The sequence below is a fragment of the Metabacillus sp. cB07 genome, assembly GCF_016839225.1.
GTDB classification, from domain to species: Bacteria; Bacillota; Bacilli; order Bacillales; family Bacillaceae; genus Bacillus_P; species Bacillus_P indicus.
The window spans coordinates 3484459-3501387 of the sequence record NZ_CP069296.1; the positions used below are offsets into that span (position 1 = coordinate 3484459).

Consider the following 16929-nt stretch of genomic DNA (forward strand, 5'->3'; position numbering starts at 1 on the left):
CCGCATTATTTACTATCATAATCGATTTCCCCATCAATTGCTAAGAAAGTTTGGATATGTTTTGGCAAACCTAAGGTTACGGAGGTGTTTGCGATGAAGAAAATCGCGTTCACGGCGTCCATAATCGGGATGGCCATCATCACGGGATGCCAGAATACAGCTAGTGAAAACGACCTTTTTGAAGAAAGCGGTAATACGGTCAATGTCAACGACCGCAACGAATTGTACAACGAAGATGGGATGAAAAAAGGTGAAAAGAACACAACGTCAAACTTTGGGTATGTCCGCCACGAAAAAAGCGGCCTCGCCAGAGATATTGACTACAACAAAGTTCCCGGCATCGACCATGAACAGCTGGCAAATGTGATATCAGATCTTGTAATCCAGCTGCCTGGCATAGAGGATGCTGCTACCCTTGTAACAGATGAAGAAGTATTGATTGCCTATGAAGCGGAGAAAAACAGAGACCGTTTTGAAACCGCTGATATGGTCAAGAAAGCAGCGATCTCCGCCATTCCAAGATATTATCATGTCTATGTCTCAGACCAGCCGGGGATGATCAAGCAAATTGAAGGCTATTCGGGCCTTGACGCCAACAGCCGTGACATTGACGAAATCATCAACAGCACAATCAAAGAAATGCTCAAATCCCCTCAGGGACGCAAGCTCAACACAGGCGAAAACCCTAACGGAGAAGGCTACGGCGAAACAAACGAAGAACTGGATCAGGATATGAAGGATAAATATCAGGAAACTAGATATAAATAAAACGCAAAAACCCGCAGCTATGCGGGTTTTTCTTATGAAAAGCTATTAAGCCTGAGCCTGTCTCGCTTTTGTTGCAGCGTTGACCTGCTCATCTGCATGATAGGAAGACCTTACAAGCGGTCCTGCCTCACAGTGGCTGAAGCCTTTGCTCATAGCGATTTCGCGTAGTTCTGCGAATTCTTCCGGCGTGTAGTATTTGATGACTTTAAGATGTTTTTTGGACGGCTGGAGATACTGGCCGATTGTCATAATATCAACATTGTTAGCGCGAAGATCATCCATTGTTTCGATAATCTCTTCTTTTGTTTCTCCAAGCCCGATCATCAGACTTGATTTAGTCGGAATATCAGGCTGCATTTCTTTCGCACGGCGGAGAAATTCAAGGGAGCGGTCGTATTTGGCGCGGGCTCTGACTCTTGGTGTAAGGCGTTTAACCGTCTCAATATTATGGTTAAGAATGTCCGGTCTTGCGTCCATGAGAATTTTCAGGTTTTCTTCCACTCCGCCCATATCTGATGGAAGAACTTCAATTGAAGTAAACGGATTTTTGCGGCGGACAGCGCGAACCGTCTCAGCAAATACATTGGCACCGCCATCGCGGAGGTCATCGCGGGCAACCGCTGTAATAACCGCATGCTTCAGGTTCATCAGGGCAACTGAATCCGCAACGCGTTCCGGCTCTTTGAGATCAAGCTCGTTTGGGAGGCCCGTTTTGACAGCGCAGAATCGGCATGCACGGGTACAAACGTCCCCGAGGATCATGAACGTCGCCGTTCTACGCACAGCCCAGCATTCGTGAATGTTCGGGCATTTTGCCTCTTCACAAACGGTGTGAAGATTATTTTCGCGCATCATTTTTTTAAGGCCTGTGTAATTTTCATTGGTGTTCAGTTTTATTTTTAGCCAGTCAGGCTTTCTCAGGTATTCTTCTTTCTTAGCCATCTGAATCATCTCCAGTATGTATAGTCAGGTTTCTTTAGGCAAAATAATCAGGAAAAAAGGAAAATTCGCTTAAAACGTACACTTGTCACTTTAACATAACAGAGTGCGGTTCTACAAGGATGGAGATTGGATCAATTACTAACATTTTCTACATATGAATTCTTCCTGAAGCACCAAACTAAGGTTATGAAATTGGGTAAAGGAGACCGGTAATGTGAGAAAAATGTTGACCCTGTTTAGTGTATGTTTTCTTTGCTTTATTCAACCGCACTCTGTCCTTGGATCAGAGAAAAGCACAGAAGAAATCAATCAGGAGAGAATGATTCTGTTTAAAAATGCAGAGACCATTACTCAGATTCCCTGGTATGTGCTGGCATCTGTTGATCAATATGAGCGCAATGTGAGAAGAACACGCAATGATATTCCGAAAGCGAAGGGCGTAATTGGCATTTATATTCGTCCAGAATTATGGGCCGGCATCCAAAATCCAAATCAGTCTGACACAAACCCTGCAAGCATCGCGCTGTTTGGCGGGCTTGGCATCGACGGAAATGGAGACGGGAGAGCAGACCCCACGAATGATGAAGATGTTCTTTTATCCTTTGCCGATTATCTCCTTTCGTATGGAACTGATTTTGAAAACATTAAAATCGGGCTTTGGGATTATTACCAGCGCGATAAATCCATCGGTTTAATTACAGGACATATGAAGCTTTTCAAAAAATACGGCAGGCTGGATCTTGATCAGCATGCGTTCCCGGTTCCAATCAGATTTAACTACAGCTACAAAAACACATGGGGAGATGCCCGCGGATGGGGCGGCAGAAGGATCCATGAAGGAACCGACATTTTTGCTAATTACGGTGTTCCCGTTCGTTCCACCTGCTATGGCATCATTGAAATGAAAGGGTGGAACATGTTTGGCGGCTGGAGACTCGGCATTCGCGACAGCACCAACACGTATCACTATTTTGCTCATTTAAATGGGTTTGCAGACGGTCTTGAAGTGGGACAGATTGTTGAACCCGGGCAGCTCATCGGCTCTGTGGGAAGCTCAGGCTACGGCCCACCGGGCACATCCGGCAAGTTTCCCCCTCACCTGCACTACGGAATGTATAAGGACAATGGACGAACAGAATGGTCCTATGACCCTTTTCCGCAGCTTAAGGTTTGGGAACGTGCCGAGTACAGAAAGCGTAAATAAGAAACGGGCCAGCCCTTTTAAGGACTGGCCCGAACATTTTATGACTTTTTGGCCTTCACAACTGCATTTGCAATGCTTGCTGCAAGACCTCCCCAAATCACAACAATACCGACTACCATCATTGTAATAGCTCCACCACTCATCAGCGTGATACCTCCTTATCAGCCGGCAATTCAATTGTATCCTTCTTCCATGAAATAAAGGAGAACAGAATGCCGACGATTAATGCGCCCGCTGCAACGAGCCAGCCTGAGTAAAGCAGGAATTCTCCTGAGTAAGATCCTCCGCCGTAAGGCTCAGCTCTAAGTTTATCAATCATCATGTAGCCAAGGATGATTGGAGTGATGACACCCAGACAGATCTTCCACCAAGAACCTAATTGAATGTCGGAAATCTGATTTGCATGAGTTTGAAGATTTGTTGCCTGTTTAAGGATCCAGATGACAACAACTACTTCTACAAGTCCTGCAAGAGCCACACCAAAGCTGTTGATAAACTCATCTGCTACATCAAGGAAGTTGATGCCGCCTCTTGTTGCGAACAGAAGAGAGATAATAGCTGAAACTCCGCCTCCGAACAGCACGGCTTTCGTACGGGAAACATTGAATTTATCCTGTACACCCGCAACAAATGTCTCAACAATCGAAATGAGAGATGTAAGTCCGGCAAGCGTCAGGGATGCGAAGAATAAGAATCCGAAAAGCTGGTTAAATGCCGGGAATTCATTAATAATCTGCGGGAATACGATAAATGCAAGACCGATTCCTTTAGAAACGACTTCACTTACCGGAACGCCCTGCTGCATAGCCATAAAACCAAGTGCACTGAAAACCCCGATTCCTGCAAGAAGCTCAAATGCAGAGTTTCCGAAACCCGTAATGAACGCATTGTTTGTAATATCCGATTTTTTAGGCAGATAGCTTGAGTACGTAACCATAATGGCAAATGCAATCGATAAACTGAAGAAGATCTGCCCGTAAGCAGCAACCCACACCTTGCCGTTTGCAATCATGCTCCAGTCAGGTTTGAAAAATGCCTCAAGACCTAGTGCAGCACCTTCAAGTGTTAATGCCCGGATAACAATAATTAAGAATAAGACCACTAAAGTCGGAATGAAAATTTTGTTTGCAAGCTCAATCCCTTTTTTAACTCCGGCAAATAAAACACCAAGTGTAACCACCCATACAATCAGGAGCGGAATGAGAACTCCAGGTGCAAATCCGCCAAGTTCGCCAGGCGCTGCAGCTTGAAGGTAATCATTGAAGAGGAACGTTTGAGTGTCTTTTCCCCAGCTTAAATTTAATGAAAAACCGCTGTATGATATTGCCCATGCGATAATGACAGAATAATAAGTAGAAATGACAAATGCTATTCCAACCTGCCACCATCCGAGCCATTCAAACTTCTTGCTTAACCGTGCATACGTTAAAGGTGCAGAACCGCGGTACTTGTGACCTAGAGTAAATTCCATTACAAGCAGGGGAATACCTGCTGTCAGCAATGCGAAAAGGTACGGGATGAAAAACGATCCTCCGCCGTTTTCGTACGCCACTCCAGGAAAACGCCAGATGTTTCCAAGTCCGATTGCCGATCCGACAGCCGCTAAAATAAAGCCTGCCCTTGTTCCCCACTGTGGACGATTATCCATTTGTGTAAAGCCCCCTTTAGCCTTTTCTTCCGAATTTGGAAGAATTATAATTTTTAATATTTTCTGATATTTCAATATAACTATACATAGTATAATCGGACATTATGCCTAAGTCAAAATGATTTTTGAAATTTATTATAGTAAAATGATAAATCTGTCATATTTTCTCGCAAAAAAAAGACAGAGTCCGCGTGAACTCTGCTTTTTTCTTATTTGTTAAACAGCTGTTGCCTTTTTCTTGAAAATAAGGATAAAGACAATTAAAAGCACAATTACTGTCAAAAGTCCCAGAATCATACTTCCGGAAAGTCCAAGAACTAAATATCCAAGAGCTGCCATGATTCCTCCTGACACTGCATATGGAAGCTGCGTCACCACATGGTCGATGTGATGGCTTCCCGCTCCAGTAGAGGATAGAATCGTCGTATCTGAAATAGGAGAACAGTGATCTCCGAGTACAGCTCCTGCAAGGACAGCCGCCATTGCCGGAAGAAGCATCGAAATATCAGTTGCAGCCGTTATTTCGCCTGCTATTGGAAGCATGATGCCGAATGTTCCCCATGACGTTCCTGTAGCAAACGCCATAAAACCTGCAAGAACGAACAGAATGACAGGCAGGAAGGCTGTATTCATGTTTGACTGCTCTACTAGCCCTGCAAGGTATTCTCCTGTTTTCAGCTGGCCGATCAAATCAACGATCATCCAGGCAAGCGTCAGAATATAAATGGCCGGAAGCATTGATTTAATGCCCTCAAGGAAAGCTTTTGGCAAGTAGGCAGAAGAGATGCCTTTGCCTAAATATAAACCAAGTGTAACCACGAGACCGATAAGTCCTCCAATGACAAGCGACTTCGCCACATCCGTGTATTCAAACATTGTAAGAAGCGTCACTTTAACGCCATCTTCTGCTAGAACGCCTTCATACCCGGTCCAGAGCATGGCGCCTACTGTTCCAATAATCAGGGCAATAATCGGCCAGACAAGATTTCCGATCGAGCCTTTATCACTGACCGGCAGATCTTCCTTAATATCTCCGAGCGGCTCTTTTTCAGGATCAAACAATACGCCTTCTTTCATAGCCCGCTCTTCATGAAACTTCATGCTGCCGAGATTGATGTTGAAGTAGGCCGTTGCAAAAACTAGAGCCAGTGCAGCGAACACATAGTAATTCATAGGAACCATCGTCATAAAAGCAGACAACGGGGTATATTCAGAAACACTGTGGGTTGCAAGAATGGTCCCGATCATGGCAATGATATACGCTCCCCAGCTTGAAACCGGAGAAACAACACACACTGGCGCAGAGGTTGAATCAATAATATAGGCAAGCTTGGCTCTTGAAACTTTCTGCCGGTCTGTAATCGGACGGCTGACCTGACCTACAGCCAGTGCGTTGAAATAATCGTCGATAAAAATCATAATGCCCAGAAGTGCAGCGGTAAACTGAGCACCAGCCCGTGTTTTAACACGCTTTTGAGCCCATTCGCCAAACGCCCTGCTTCCGCCTGAAATGGAAATCAGCGCAGTCACAACGCCAAGGATAAGCAGGAAAAGAAGAATGAACACATTCCACGTATTGAGCTCTCCGTCTGCAATAAAGATGGCTTTAAAAGCTCCCCAGATTTTCGAAAGGGTTTCTCCAATGGAAAAGTTTGTGAGAATAAGTGCGGCGGAAAGGATTCCGACTCCTAGTGAAAGAAGGACTTTCCTTGTAAGTATGACCATCAGAATGGCGATGATCGGGGGAAGAATTGAATAAATAGTGCCTGACATGGTAAAACCTCCTGGAATTAGTAATGGGGCTACCGGCACGATGCAAGGATAAAAAAGTGCAAATAAAAAAGAGTACGATAGAAAATAACTATCATTACTCTTTTTAGGTAATGTTATGTTATCCTCCACGATCAGTAGCCCACCATTGCAGATATCCCTGCAATGACAGTGTTACCCTTATTCAAGGTAACCCCAGCTGTGCAGATGTTGACGCATGCTGCATAACTTCGGCAAAAAAGCCTTTTGTATAGTGATCTCAGTTGTCATCCTCACACTATCTACTCTTCTTTTTCGCGCCTCTACCTCATCATGAGACAAGGTGAAGTATTCAATTTGTATGCTGATTTAACGGACATATTTCTTTAGCCCCAAAAAGCAGCTCATTAACTAGTTGGATTATATCAATAATCTCCTAATCTATCAACAGCAACTTACCTTCCAGTTGATTCCACGGGAACTTCAAGCGCAGGAGGTGAGCTTCCTCCGCCCCCGTTGTAATAGCTTGGCACTTGCCCCTGAACAGCTTTAATCGCAATCGGGATGTTGTTTCTTACTGTAGCAGTTCGTGTGGAGAACGGAATGACCACCTCGACATTCACTTCAATTTCAACTGCTATTTCAATCAGCGCATTGTTAATTCCATACTGCTGAATCGTTTCCTTCACATCAGTCTGCACCTCACCGACAACGTAAAAACGGACGGGCACTTTCGGACCGAGGTTTCCAATCAGTGCATTATTCGTTGCCTGGCCAAGCGGAATCGAGTAGATGATTCCCTCGCCCTGTTTATCTTTCGTAAGATGCTCGCCCTCCGGCAGTTCAAGCGCGTCAATATTACCTTTGGAAGCTTCTCTTAAATTCGCCTGAATCTTGTCGGTTGTCTTGGCAAGCACGCTTCTGACAAATTTGGCGTTAAAATCGATTGTCGTCACATTCCCTTTTTCATCCGTATCAACGACAAACATTTCATCCACATCTACATCTTCTTTAATGTCCTTGTTAATCGCATTCTGGATAACAAGTGTCGCAATCCGTTTTGTTTCGGTTTCAGCCACCGTCATTAATGTCGGTTCAATTCCCTTATTAACAATCCACAGCCCCGCAGCTGTAGATAAGATAAAAAAGACGAGTGAAAGCAGGAATACATATCTGAAAGGAAGCGGCCCTTTTTTATGAGGACGGCTGCGGAATCTGGCCAAAAATAAATCCCCCCTTTACAAGCTATATTTATGCATGTAAGGAGGGATGTACGCTATTTTTTTGAAGTTATCTATTAAAACGATGCTGTTATAAAGTTCGTCTCAGAGCATTCTAAGCAGGGCATCTCTTCCGCTCATTCCTACGTGAATTCCGCGGTTTTCGGCTTCAAAGGTGATGGATTCAAGCGGAGCATCAAGAAGCTGTTCGATCGTCCGGACGCCGACTGCTCTGCCTGCAATAATTCCCCGCTCTTTCAATTTTTCATTCAGCAGCGCTACATCGAGTGCTCCGCACATAATGTACCCTTTGTCGCTTGTAACAGCCATGAAATTTGTTTTAGGCAAAGCAACCGTTATAGCTGTAAATTGATGACTTCCAATCATAATAGGTGTCATGGATACCATCGTTCTTTCACACTCCCTTCCTTCTGTAATTTATGAAGGCAGGAGGCATTGAGTGTGAAAACTAGGCATTCTTGTACGAATGTCCCTGTTTCAGCTTCCAGGCAAGGACATCACGCAGCATTTCAGGCATATAATAGGTTTTCTTTTCAGCATGGTAAATGGAAGGGTACAGCACGCCCAAAGTGAACATATCGACTGTCGCAACGTCATAGGTGCGGTCAGGATCAAGCGGCTCTCCTTGTATAAGAATGCCCGTAATGTGATTTAAACCATCTGATTTCTGCTCACTGCGAACCTCTATTCCGTCAAAAATCATCCGGCCCATTACTTTCCCCCTGAATCCAAGCCCCTTTAATCTTAACTGCTCGATTTTTTCTGTCCGTGACTCTGCAATCACTTCTTTCAGGACATCTCCCTTTAACTGCACTTTACAGGGGTTTATTGGATGCGGGCAAATCCTGTGAAGGTCTTTTCTCGTCACTGAGCCTGCTTGTAAAGGTTCCAGCAGCAGCCCGGCATTGACCATGCTCACATCGCCTTTGCACCACTCCTTGACGGCTGATGCCAGAAGGGCTGTAAAGTCAGAAGGGCCAAACCAGTTCAGTGTGAGATCCCTGTCAAGCACTGTCACTTCCTCTGACAGAATCTCATCGCTTTTCTTCCTCTCCGCATCGAGGAACTCTTTCACTTCCTCACATTCCGGCTCAGCCCCAACTGAAATTACATTTGCTGTTTTTGAAAAAAGATTGCCGCCGTCAACTGAAAATGCCACGTGGCCGATTAAGCTGCAGTTTTTCCCCGCACCTGTAAGAAGCACATCATTCACCAGCTTCCCTTTTTCCAGGACGTGGTGGGTGTGGGCACCTAAAATGACGTCAATTTCAGGGAATTCCGCAGCCAGGAGTTCATCGTCATTAATCCCTAAATGAGAAAGCAGAATGATGATATCCGTCTGGTCTTTCATCAATTCCAGTGTTTCGCGAAGACTTTGAAACGGATCCGTTACTTTCCATCCGAGAAGCTGATAAAACTTTTCATAGAAGACGCTGACACCAAGAACGGCAGCTCTAGTTCCGTTTGCAAAAGAGAAGATTTTATAAGGCTCCACCCAGCGGGGACGCTCCCCTGACTCTGTATAAAGATTTGAAAGAATGACCGGAAATGCTGCCCGGTCATATAAAGTATCCAGCGCATCATGCGGAAGCGTAATCCCCTCATTATTGCCGATGGTCACAGCGTCATACTCTAAGCCGTTCAAAAGCTCTACATTCGTCTTCCCATTCGTAGCTTCCGTGATTGGATGCACACGGTCAAGATGGTCTCCGACATCAACAAGCAGCATCTCTTCTCCATCTTCTGCATGCTCTTTTTTCATCCGCTTCAAGTAGTGAGCTACCTTAGGCCAGTTCTCAAAATAACTGTGCAAATCGTTTGTATGATATAAATGAATGGTCTCAGCCATTAATAGTCCCCTTTTCAAAAAGGTGTTCAGGTTTTAGAAAACACCTTCATAAATCAGTTTAAGTCCCGCAAGGATCAAGACAATCCTGAGCAGACTGATGAGCGCTTTTCCAGAAAGCTTTGAGGCAATCAGCGCACCTGCTTTTCCTCCTGCCCAGGCTCCTGGTATTAAAGCAAGAGCAAACAGCCAGTTTATATTTCCAAGAGCCGCATGCATAACCGAGCTTGTCAGACCAGAGAGAAAAATAATAAACATAGACGTTGCGACAGCTATATGTGCCGGGAAGAAAAAGAGGAGAATCATCGCAGGCACCATCAGAGCACCGCCGCCAATGCCAAAAAGACCGGACAAAAAACCAACGCCAAATGAAATGATGATGGCCGGTACGAGTTTATAAAAATAGACTCCCTCCGCACCTTGCTCACCTTGATATGTACGGACAATCTCTTTTTCTCCAGGCTGTCTCGCACTCGGTTTGAGTCTGTCCCTGAACATCAGCAAAACAGAAATGAAAATCATAAATAAACCAAAATACAGGGAAAAAGAATCCGTGTTTAAATATTGATTCACATATGCTCCAATGATTCCTCCAGGCCCGCTCCCGATAAAGAAGATCAGTCCGCTCCTGTAATCCACTTTTTTCTTTTTCATATAGGCGAGTGTAGAGGAAAGGCCTGTGAAAATGACAACAAGGAGCGAAGTCCCGACCGCTGTCTGAGGGGAAACTCCTTCAAAAATCGTAAAAAAACCTGATGAAAACAGCATGGCCGGAACGACAATAATGCCTCCCCCAAGGCCAACAAGGCTGCCGATTGTTCCTGCTATAAAGCCTATGAAAATAAGGAAAATCCATTCCATTTAAACAACCCGCCTCTTTCTATTCTCCGCTGAACAAGTCCAGCTGCCTCGGCGCAAGACCCTCATATTCAATCTTCATCAGCTTTTGCATTTGTTTCGCATTGTCAGCAGCATCTCCGCCGGAATTATTATTAAAGAGGAGAAAAATATCCTCTGTTACCTCTTTCAGTTCTTCAATAAATTCTGCCCATTGATTCAGCTCGTTCTCATTGTACCTGTATAAATATCTCACTTCGCGCCATTCTTCTCCTTTAGCAGGCTTCGTCCAGCCATGAACATTTCTTCCGTGCATCCGGATCAGCGTTTTACCTGAGTCTGTGGCCTTCACAACTGCCGGAACCGACCCGCTGCCTGCCTGAGGCTCATCGCATATACTGTGAATCCACTTTTCATTCCGCATAAAGGAGAGCGTTTTTTCGCGTGTTTCCGGAGTAAACCACGACTGATGCCTGAACTCAAGAGCAACCGGAACGTCTCCCATTTGCTCGCGGCACCATCTTAAATAGGTCACATTCTCCTTTTTGCAGTCAAACCACGGCGGAAACTGAAAAAGCACCATGGCAAGCTTTCCTGCCCGTATGTAGGGTTCAATGGACCTGAGAAAAGCCGCGAACATCTCTTCTTTCGAATCGAAGGGGATATCGCCGCGCTGATGGCCTGTCATACCCTGATAAGCCTTCACAATGAATTTGAATGACTCAGGAGTTTCACTCACCCATTTTTCTGCATTTCTTACAGGCTGAACCGCATAAAAGCTCGCATCCACTTCAACAGCCGGAAAATGGGCCGAGTACTCCTTCAGTTTCTCCCCTGCTGCAATTCCGTTAGGATACAGAGCATCATGGTCTCCCCAGCCTGTCAGTCCAATATAGATCAATCTGCGTCCAGCCTCCTTTTCGTACGTATCGGTTCTTTTATGATACTACATGGATGAAAAATTTTCATTCTGGATGGTTTGTGCAGTTGATTGGAAGAGGTGATTAAGGGATTGAATACTGTGAAATATGCGTGAGCTGTTTTTAGAACATTTTGCGGGAGGCTGCGCTTTGGCTAAGTGCGCTTATCTCGGCTTAAGAACACTTTCACAGATATTGCACTTTGGCTAAGTGCGCTTATCCCGGTTTTAGAACACTTTCACAGATACTGCGCTTTGGCTAAGTGCGCTTATCTCAGTTTTAGAACACTTCCACCTATGCTTTGATTCGCGTAAGTGCGCTTATCCCTGTACCTTCAGTTACATACAAAAAAGCCCGCCTCTAAAGGCGAGCTTTTTTCGTTTCTATTATCCGATTGATCCTTCCATCTCGAACTTAATCAGACGGTTCATTTCAACGGCATATTCCATTGGAAGTTCTTTTGTGAATGGCTCGATGAAGCCCATTACGATCATTTCAGTTGCTTCTTCTTCTGAAATTCCGCGGCTCATCAAGTAGAATAATTGTTCTTCTGATACTTTTGAAACCTTCGCTTCATGCTCAAGCGAGATGTTGTCGTTGAAGATTTCGTTGTAAGGGATCGTATCAGATGTTGACTGGTTATCCATGATCAGTGTATCGCACTCAATGTTAGAACGGGCGCCTTCAGCTTTGCGGCCGAAGTGGACGATTCCGCGGTACGTTACTTTACCGCCTTGTTTTGAGATTGATTTTGACACGATCGTAGATGATGTGTTTGGTGCAAGGTGAATCATTTTTGCACCGGCATCCTGATGCTGGCCTTTTCCTGCAAGAGCGATTGACAGTGTCATACCGCGTGCACCTTCGCCTTTTAGGATAACCGCAGGGTATTTCATAGTCAGTTTAGAACCGATGTTTCCGTCGATCCATTCCATCGTTGCGTTCTTTTCGCAGACTGCACGCTTTGTAACAAGGTTGAAGACGTTGTTTGCCCAGTTCTGAATCGTTGTATAACGGCAGTAGCCGCCGTCTTTTACGATGATTTCAACAACTGCACTGTGAAGTGAGTTTGTTGTGTAAACTGGAGCTGTACAGCCCTCAACGTAGTGAACGTGTGCACCCTCATCAACAACGATCAGAGTACGCTCAAACTGACCCATGTTTTCAGAGTTGATGCGGAAGTACGCTTGAAGCGGCGTATCCACTTTCACGCCTTTAGGAACGTAGATGAACGATCCGCCCGACCAGACAGCCGAGTTCAAAGCTGAGAACTTGTTGTCTGTTGGAGGAATGACTTTTCCAAAGTGTTCTCTGAAAATGTCTTCGTTTTCTTTAAGTGCTGTATCTGTATCTTTAAAGACGATGCCAAGATCTTCAAGGTCTTCTTTCATGTTGTGGTAAACAACCTCAGATTCGTACTGGGCTGATACACCTGCAAGGTATTTTTGCTCAGCTTCAGGGATTCCAAGTTTGTCAAACGTACGCTTGATTTCTTCAGGAACCTCATCCCATGAGCGCTCTGACTTCTCAGACGGCTTTACGTAATACGTAATTTCATCAAAGTTAAGAGCAGCCATGTCTCCGCCCCACTGCGGCATTGGCATGCTGTAGAAATGCTCAAGAGATTTCAGGCGGAAATCAAGCATCCATTGAGGCTCGCTTTTCATACGTGAAATTTCTTCAACGATTTCTTTTGTCAATCCGCGTTTTGAACGGAAAATCGAGACGTCTTTGTCTGCAAATCCATATTTATAATCGCCGATATCCGGCATTTTTTTAGCCATCCGTATTCAACTCCAATCATAGTTGATGGAAGGTTCTCCATCATTGTAAGCAGGAGAGGGACAGCTTAAAGCTGCCCTTTTTCCTGTTCAGCTGTTTTGAACTCCTTTTTCCATGGCCTTCCACGCAAGAGTTGCACATTTAATGCGGGCAGGGAATTTTGCAACACCCTGAAGGGCCTCGATGTCCTCAAGTTCAATGTCGTCATCGTACTCTTTTCCCTGCATCATATCAGAGAAGATTTTTGACAGTTTAAGCGCGGCTTCAACAGACTGGCCTTTAATGGCCTGGGTCATCATTGAAGCAGAGGACATGGAAATGGAACAGCCTTCCCCGTCGAATTTGGCATCTTTTATCTCGCCGTCTTCAATTTGAAGGGTAAGGCGGATACGGTCGCCGCATGTAGGGTTGTTCATATCGATTGTTAAGCTATCTTCGAGTACACCTTTGTTCCGCGGGTTTTTGTAATGATCCATGATGACCTGACGGTACAAGGTGTCCAGGTTGTTAAAAGACATTTGTAAAGTACTCCTTTGTTTTAACAATTCCTGCAACAAGCTTATCGATTTCTTCTTCTGTATTGTACAGGTAAAAACTTGCACGTGCAGTGGAAGAAACATTCAGCCATTTCATAAGGGGCTGTGCGCAATGATGGCCGGCACGCACGGCGATGCCTTCTGCATCAAGCACTGTAGCCACATCGTGAGGATGAACATCCTCTATATTGAACGTTACAAGTCCTGCGCGGTGCTCTGGACCGTAAATTGTAATCCCTTCAACTTCTGAAAGGCGCTCTAGGGCATAGCCTGCAAGCTTGTGCTCGTATGCTTCGATGTTATCAAGACCAATATCCTGAAGGAAATCAATCGCTGCACCTAGCCCGATTGCTCCGGCGATAATCGGTGTTCCGGCTTCGAACTTCCACGGAAGCTCTTTCCACGTTGATTCGTACAGGCCGACAAAATCAATCATCTCGCCGCCGAATTCGACCGGCTCCATTTTTTCAAGAAGCGCTTTTTTCCCGTAAAGAACGCCGATGCCGGTAGGACCGCACATTTTATGGGCAGAAAAAGCAAAGAAATCACAATCCAGATCCTGCACGTCAATTTTCATATGAGGAGCACTCTGTGCACCGTCAACGACCATGACTGCACCTTTGCCGTGTGCAATTTCTGCAAGTTCTTTGATAGGGTTAATCGTTCCAAGCACGTTTGAAACCTGCATCACAGATACAATTTTAGCGGCATCTGTAATGGTCGCTTTTGCATCCTCTAAAGAAATCGTTCCGTCTTCTTGAAGAGGGATGTATTTAAGGACAGCTCCCGTTTCTTTGGCAAGCTGCTGCCATGGAATCACATTCGCATGATGCTCCATGTGGGTGATGACAATTTCATCCCCGGCCTTAAGATTCGCACGCCCATAGCTCGCTGCAACTGTATTTAAAGCTGTCGTAGCTCCGCGCGTGAAAATAATTTCTTCCATTGATGAAGCGCCAATGAACTTCCGGACCTTTTCACGGGCTCCTTCATATCCATCTGTCGCTTTCGTTCCAAGCGTGTGAACGCCGCGGTGCACATTTGAATTGTACTCCCGGTAATAGCGGTCCAGCGCTTCAATGACGGGCAGCGGCTTCTGGGAAGTCGCTGCACTGTCAAGATATACAAGATCCTGTCCATTTACCTGCTGATCCAAAATCGGAAAAAGTGAACGGATATCTTGAATATTCATTACTTAACTTTCCTTTCAATAACCTCTACAAGCTGTTTCTTAACACCTTCAATTGGAAGGACGTTGACTACCGGTGCTAAGAATCCATGAATGACAAGGCGCTCTGCCTCAACCTTTGGAATTCCGCGGCTCATCAGGTAGTAAAGCTGAAGAGGATCTACACGGCCAACAGAAGCCGCGTGTCCTGCCGTAACATCATCTTCATCAATTAGAAGAATCGGGTTAGCGTCACCGCGCGCTTTTTCACTCAGCATAAGCACTCTTGATTCCTGCTCAGCATTTGATTTTGAAGCACCGTGCTCGATTTTTCCGATGCCGTTGAAGACAGATGAAGCACTGTCTTTCATTACACCGTGTTTTAAGATATATCCTTCAGAGTTTCTTCCGAAGTGAATCACTTTAGTCGTAAAGTTCTGAGTTTGCGATCCGCGGCCGACTACAACTGATTTTGTGTCGCCGTAAGATCCGTCACCCATAAGGTTTGTCGTATTCTCAGAAATTGTGTTTCCGTCGTTCATCAAGCCGAGAGCCCACTCGATACGGCCATCGCGACCTGCAGTTCCGCGGCGGTTTACATATGTTGTAACACCTTTATTCAAGTGATCAACAGCACCGTACGTTACTTTTGCGTTTGAGTTTGCGAAAACTTCTGTCACGATGTTGAAAATTGCTCCTTCAGTCTCCGTTACAGAAATATAGTTCTCAACATACGTTACTGAGCTGTTGTTATCTGCTACTACGATTACATGGTTGAAAAGAGTCGTAGCCGGATTCTCGTGAACATAAACAGCTTGAAGAGGTGCAGCAACTTCGACATTTTCAGGCACATATACGAACACTCCGCCGTTCATCAAAGCAGCGTTCAATGCTGTCAGGCGGTGCTCATCTACTTTAACGCCATCTGTCATGAAGTATTTTTGCACAAGCTCTGAATGCTCGCGTGCAGCTGTATGAATATCTGTAAAGATAACGCCCTGGTCTTTCAGCTCCTGTGACAGAGATGAATAGGCAGGTGTTGTATCAAGCTGGATGTACAGATTTTTGTTCTCTTCTTCAAGGTCGATAAGAGATTTTACTTCTTCATGCAGACTGTCAAGTGACGTAAGCTTTTCGCTTTTCACTGCATGAGTTTTAAACTCAGTGAAGTTCCATTTGTCAATCTTTGTTTTATCCGGCTTTGGCATAGAAAGGTCTTCAGCTTTTGCAAGAGCCTGTAAGCGCAGTTCTGTTAGCCATTCCGGTTCGCCAAGTTCTTTTGAAAAGCCGGCGACATAGTCATGGTTGAATGTTGTCTCTACTGTCATCTTAATCCCCCTAACGCTTACGCTTCTTGACCAACAGTTTCGTCTTCGATGCCAAGCTCTTGTTTAATCCAGTCATATCCTTCTGCTTCAAGGCGCTGAGAAAGCTCAGGACCGCCTGATTTTACAATTCGTCCCTGCATCATAACGTGCACATGATCAGGTGTGATGTAGTTAAGCAGGCGCTGATAGTGAGTGATGATCAGGCAGCCGAACTCTTCAGAACGCATTTGGTTGATACCTTTTGAAACGACTTTAAGAGCGTCGATATCAAGTCCTGAGTCAATTTCATCAAGAATGGCAATCTTAGGCTCGATCATCATTAATTGAAGAATTTCGTTGCGTTTTTTCTCACCGCCAGAAAAACCTTCGTTCAGGTAGCGCTGTGCCATATCAGGATCCATTTCAAGGAATTCCATGTTTGAATCCATTTTGCGGATGAATTTCATTAATGAAATTTCTTCGCCTTCTTCTTTGCGTGCATTAATAGAAGAACGAAGGAAGTCCGCATTTGTTACACCGCTGATTTCGCTTGGATACTGCATTGCAAGGAACAGACCTGCGCGTGCGCGCTCATCAACTTCCATCTCAAGCACGTCTTCACCGTCAAGAGTGATGCTGCCTTTTGTTACTTCGTACTTAGGGTGCCCCATAATTGCTGATGAAAGCGTAGATTTACCAGTACCATTCGGTCCCATGATTGCGTGGAACTCTCCGCCTTTTATTTCAAGGTTTACACCTTTCAAAATCTCTTTTCCGTCGATTTCCACATGTAAATCTTTAATCACTAATGTTGATCCTGCCATAACTGCTTATACCTCCAATAATCTATAAGATCTGAATTTAATCATTCTCAATTTATTCTCATTCTAATTTTATAACAAATGAAAAGTGAATACAACTTTTTCGGAGGCTGATCCAATTTGCCGCAACCTAAAAGGAACCAGCCTGCGGCTGATTCCT

At 44.9% G+C, this 16929-nt stretch carries 16 protein-coding genes and 1 riboswitch; of the genes, 2 read left to right on the plus strand and 14 right to left on the minus strand.

Annotated elements, in window-relative coordinates:
* The first annotated feature begins 93 nt into the window (after nucleotides 1-93).
* Entirely contained in the window at nucleotides 94-768 is a 675-nt protein-coding gene (locus tag JOJ89_RS17875; RefSeq protein WP_029566662.1) for a YhcN/YlaJ family sporulation lipoprotein, read from the plus strand.
* A 45-nt stretch (nucleotides 769-813) separates the two neighbouring features.
* Here the strand turns inward: JOJ89_RS17875 and lipA are convergent, their stop codons facing one another.
* Nucleotides 814-1710, minus strand: coding sequence for a lipoyl synthase (gene lipA, locus JOJ89_RS17880; RefSeq protein ID WP_029284187.1), 897 nt, complete (start codon nucleotides 1708-1710; stop codon nucleotides 814-816).
* A gap of 223 nt (nucleotides 1711-1933) precedes the next feature.
* Here lipA and JOJ89_RS17885 point away from each other — a divergent pair, with 223 nt between their 5' ends.
* Nucleotides 1934-2914, plus strand: coding sequence for a M23 family metallopeptidase (locus JOJ89_RS17885; RefSeq protein ID WP_051827386.1), 981 nt, complete (start codon nucleotides 1934-1936; stop codon nucleotides 2912-2914).
* 38 nt (nucleotides 2915-2952) lie between these two features.
* Here the strand turns inward: JOJ89_RS17885 and JOJ89_RS17890 are convergent, their stop codons facing one another.
* The 13 genes from JOJ89_RS17890 to sufC all read right to left on the minus strand — a co-directional run bounded on the left by JOJ89_RS17890 (nucleotide 2953) and on the right by sufC (nucleotide 16772).
* The gene (locus JOJ89_RS17890) at nucleotides 2953-3057 is read right to left on the minus strand and encodes a methionine/alanine import family NSS transporter small subunit (protein WP_139015515.1); all 105 of its coding nucleotides are present in this window, start codon (nucleotides 3055-3057) and stop codon (nucleotides 2953-2955) included.
* Nucleotides 3057-4562 (minus strand): sodium-dependent transporter, encoded by a 1506-nt coding sequence (locus JOJ89_RS17895; RefSeq protein ID WP_029284191.1) that lies wholly within the window; start codon nucleotides 4560-4562, stop codon nucleotides 3057-3059. Before JOJ89_RS17895 ends, JOJ89_RS17890 begins: the two co-directional genes overlap by 1 nt.
* 216 nt (nucleotides 4563-4778) lie before the next feature.
* Nucleotides 4779-6335 (minus strand): Na+/H+ antiporter NhaC family protein, encoded by a 1557-nt coding sequence (locus tag JOJ89_RS17900; protein ID WP_203288746.1) that lies wholly within the window; start codon nucleotides 6333-6335, stop codon nucleotides 4779-4781.
* Between the two features lie 127 nt (nucleotides 6336-6462).
* Nucleotides 6463-6645, minus strand: a riboswitch (Lysine riboswitch).
* 121 nt (nucleotides 6646-6766) lie between these two features.
* Complete coding sequence (gene yunB, locus JOJ89_RS17905) at nucleotides 6767-7534, minus strand: sporulation protein YunB (protein WP_029284195.1); 768 nt, start codon at nucleotides 7532-7534, stop codon at nucleotides 6767-6769.
* Between the two features lie 102 nt (nucleotides 7535-7636).
* The gene (locus JOJ89_RS17910; RefSeq protein WP_203288748.1) at nucleotides 7637-7939 is read right to left on the minus strand and encodes a YunC family protein; all 303 of its coding nucleotides are present in this window, start codon (nucleotides 7937-7939) and stop codon (nucleotides 7637-7639) included.
* Nucleotides 7940-8000: 61 nt separating this feature from the next.
* Nucleotides 8001-9401: a bifunctional metallophosphatase/5'-nucleotidase gene (locus tag JOJ89_RS17915; protein ID WP_203288750.1), complete on the minus strand. Its 1401-nt coding sequence runs from the start codon at nucleotides 9399-9401 to the stop codon at nucleotides 8001-8003.
* Nucleotides 9402-9434: 33 nt separating this feature from the next.
* Nucleotides 9435-10259: a sulfite exporter TauE/SafE family protein gene (locus tag JOJ89_RS17920; RefSeq protein WP_203288752.1), complete on the minus strand. Its 825-nt coding sequence runs from the start codon at nucleotides 10257-10259 to the stop codon at nucleotides 9435-9437.
* A gap of 19 nt (nucleotides 10260-10278) precedes the next feature.
* Nucleotides 10279-11136, minus strand: a complete 858-nt coding sequence (locus JOJ89_RS17925) for a DUF72 domain-containing protein (RefSeq protein WP_203288754.1) — start codon at nucleotides 11134-11136, stop codon at nucleotides 10279-10281.
* Between the two features lie 405 nt (nucleotides 11137-11541).
* Nucleotides 11542-12939: a Fe-S cluster assembly protein SufB gene (gene sufB / locus JOJ89_RS17930; RefSeq protein WP_029284205.1), complete on the minus strand. Its 1398-nt coding sequence runs from the start codon at nucleotides 12937-12939 to the stop codon at nucleotides 11542-11544.
* An 87-nt stretch (nucleotides 12940-13026) separates the two neighbouring features.
* A complete protein-coding gene (gene sufU, locus JOJ89_RS17935; RefSeq protein ID WP_203288756.1) occupies nucleotides 13027-13455 on the minus strand; it encodes a Fe-S cluster assembly sulfur transfer protein SufU in 429 nt (142 codons plus the stop codon).
* Entirely contained in the window at nucleotides 13445-14665 is a 1221-nt protein-coding gene (locus JOJ89_RS17940; RefSeq protein WP_203288758.1) for a cysteine desulfurase, read from the minus strand. The genes sufU and JOJ89_RS17940 overlap by 11 nt, the downstream gene beginning before the upstream one ends.
* The gene (sufD, locus tag JOJ89_RS17945; RefSeq protein ID WP_029284211.1) at nucleotides 14665-15969 is read right to left on the minus strand and encodes a Fe-S cluster assembly protein SufD; all 1305 of its coding nucleotides are present in this window, start codon (nucleotides 15967-15969) and stop codon (nucleotides 14665-14667) included. The genes JOJ89_RS17940 and sufD overlap by 1 nt, the downstream gene beginning before the upstream one ends.
* A gap of 17 nt (nucleotides 15970-15986) precedes the next feature.
* Nucleotides 15987-16772, minus strand: coding sequence for a Fe-S cluster assembly ATPase SufC (gene sufC / locus JOJ89_RS17950; protein ID WP_029284213.1), 786 nt, complete (start codon nucleotides 16770-16772; stop codon nucleotides 15987-15989).
* Between the last annotated feature and the right edge of the window lie 157 nt (nucleotides 16773-16929).

Coding starts and splice junctions, on each gene's coding strand:
- JOJ89_RS17895 (WP_029284191.1), bottom strand. CDS start 4,562: ATGGATAATCGTCCACAGTGGGGAACAAGGGCAGGCTTTATTTTAGCG.
- sufB (WP_029284205.1), bottom strand. CDS start 12,939: ATGGCTAAAAAAATGCCGGATATCGGCGATTATAAATATGGATTTGCA.
- JOJ89_RS17910 (WP_203288748.1), bottom strand. CDS start 7,939: ATGGTATCCATGACACCTATTATGATTGGAAGTCATCAATTTACAGCT.
- JOJ89_RS17920 (WP_203288752.1), bottom strand. CDS start 10,259: ATGGAATGGATTTTCCTTATTTTCATAGGCTTTATAGCAGGAACAATC.
- JOJ89_RS17900 (WP_203288746.1), bottom strand. CDS start 6,335: ATGTCAGGCACTATTTATTCAATTCTTCCCCCGATCATCGCCATTCTG.
- JOJ89_RS17890 (WP_139015515.1), bottom strand. CDS start 3,057: ATGAGTGGTGGAGCTATTACAATGATGGTAGTCGGTATTGTTGTGATT.
- sufD (WP_029284211.1), bottom strand. CDS start 15,969: ATGACAGTAGAGACAACATTCAACCATGACTATGTCGCCGGCTTTTCA.
- JOJ89_RS17885 (WP_051827386.1), top strand. CDS start 1,934: ATGTTGACCCTGTTTAGTGTATGTTTTCTTTGCTTTATTCAACCGCAC.
- JOJ89_RS17875 (WP_029566662.1), top strand. CDS start 94: ATGAAGAAAATCGCGTTCACGGCGTCCATAATCGGGATGGCCATCATC.
- sufC (WP_029284213.1), bottom strand. CDS start 16,772: ATGGCAGGATCAACATTAGTGATTAAAGATTTACATGTGGAAATCGAC.
- JOJ89_RS17915 (WP_203288750.1), bottom strand. CDS start 9,401: ATGGCTGAGACCATTCATTTATATCATACAAACGATTTGCACAGTTAT.
- JOJ89_RS17940 (WP_203288758.1), bottom strand. CDS start 14,665: ATGAATATTCAAGATATCCGTTCACTTTTTCCGATTTTGGATCAGCAG.
- lipA (WP_029284187.1), bottom strand. CDS start 1,710: ATGGCTAAGAAAGAAGAATACCTGAGAAAGCCTGACTGGCTAAAAATA.
- sufU (WP_203288756.1), bottom strand. CDS start 13,455: ATGTCTTTTAACAACCTGGACACCTTGTACCGTCAGGTCATCATGGAT.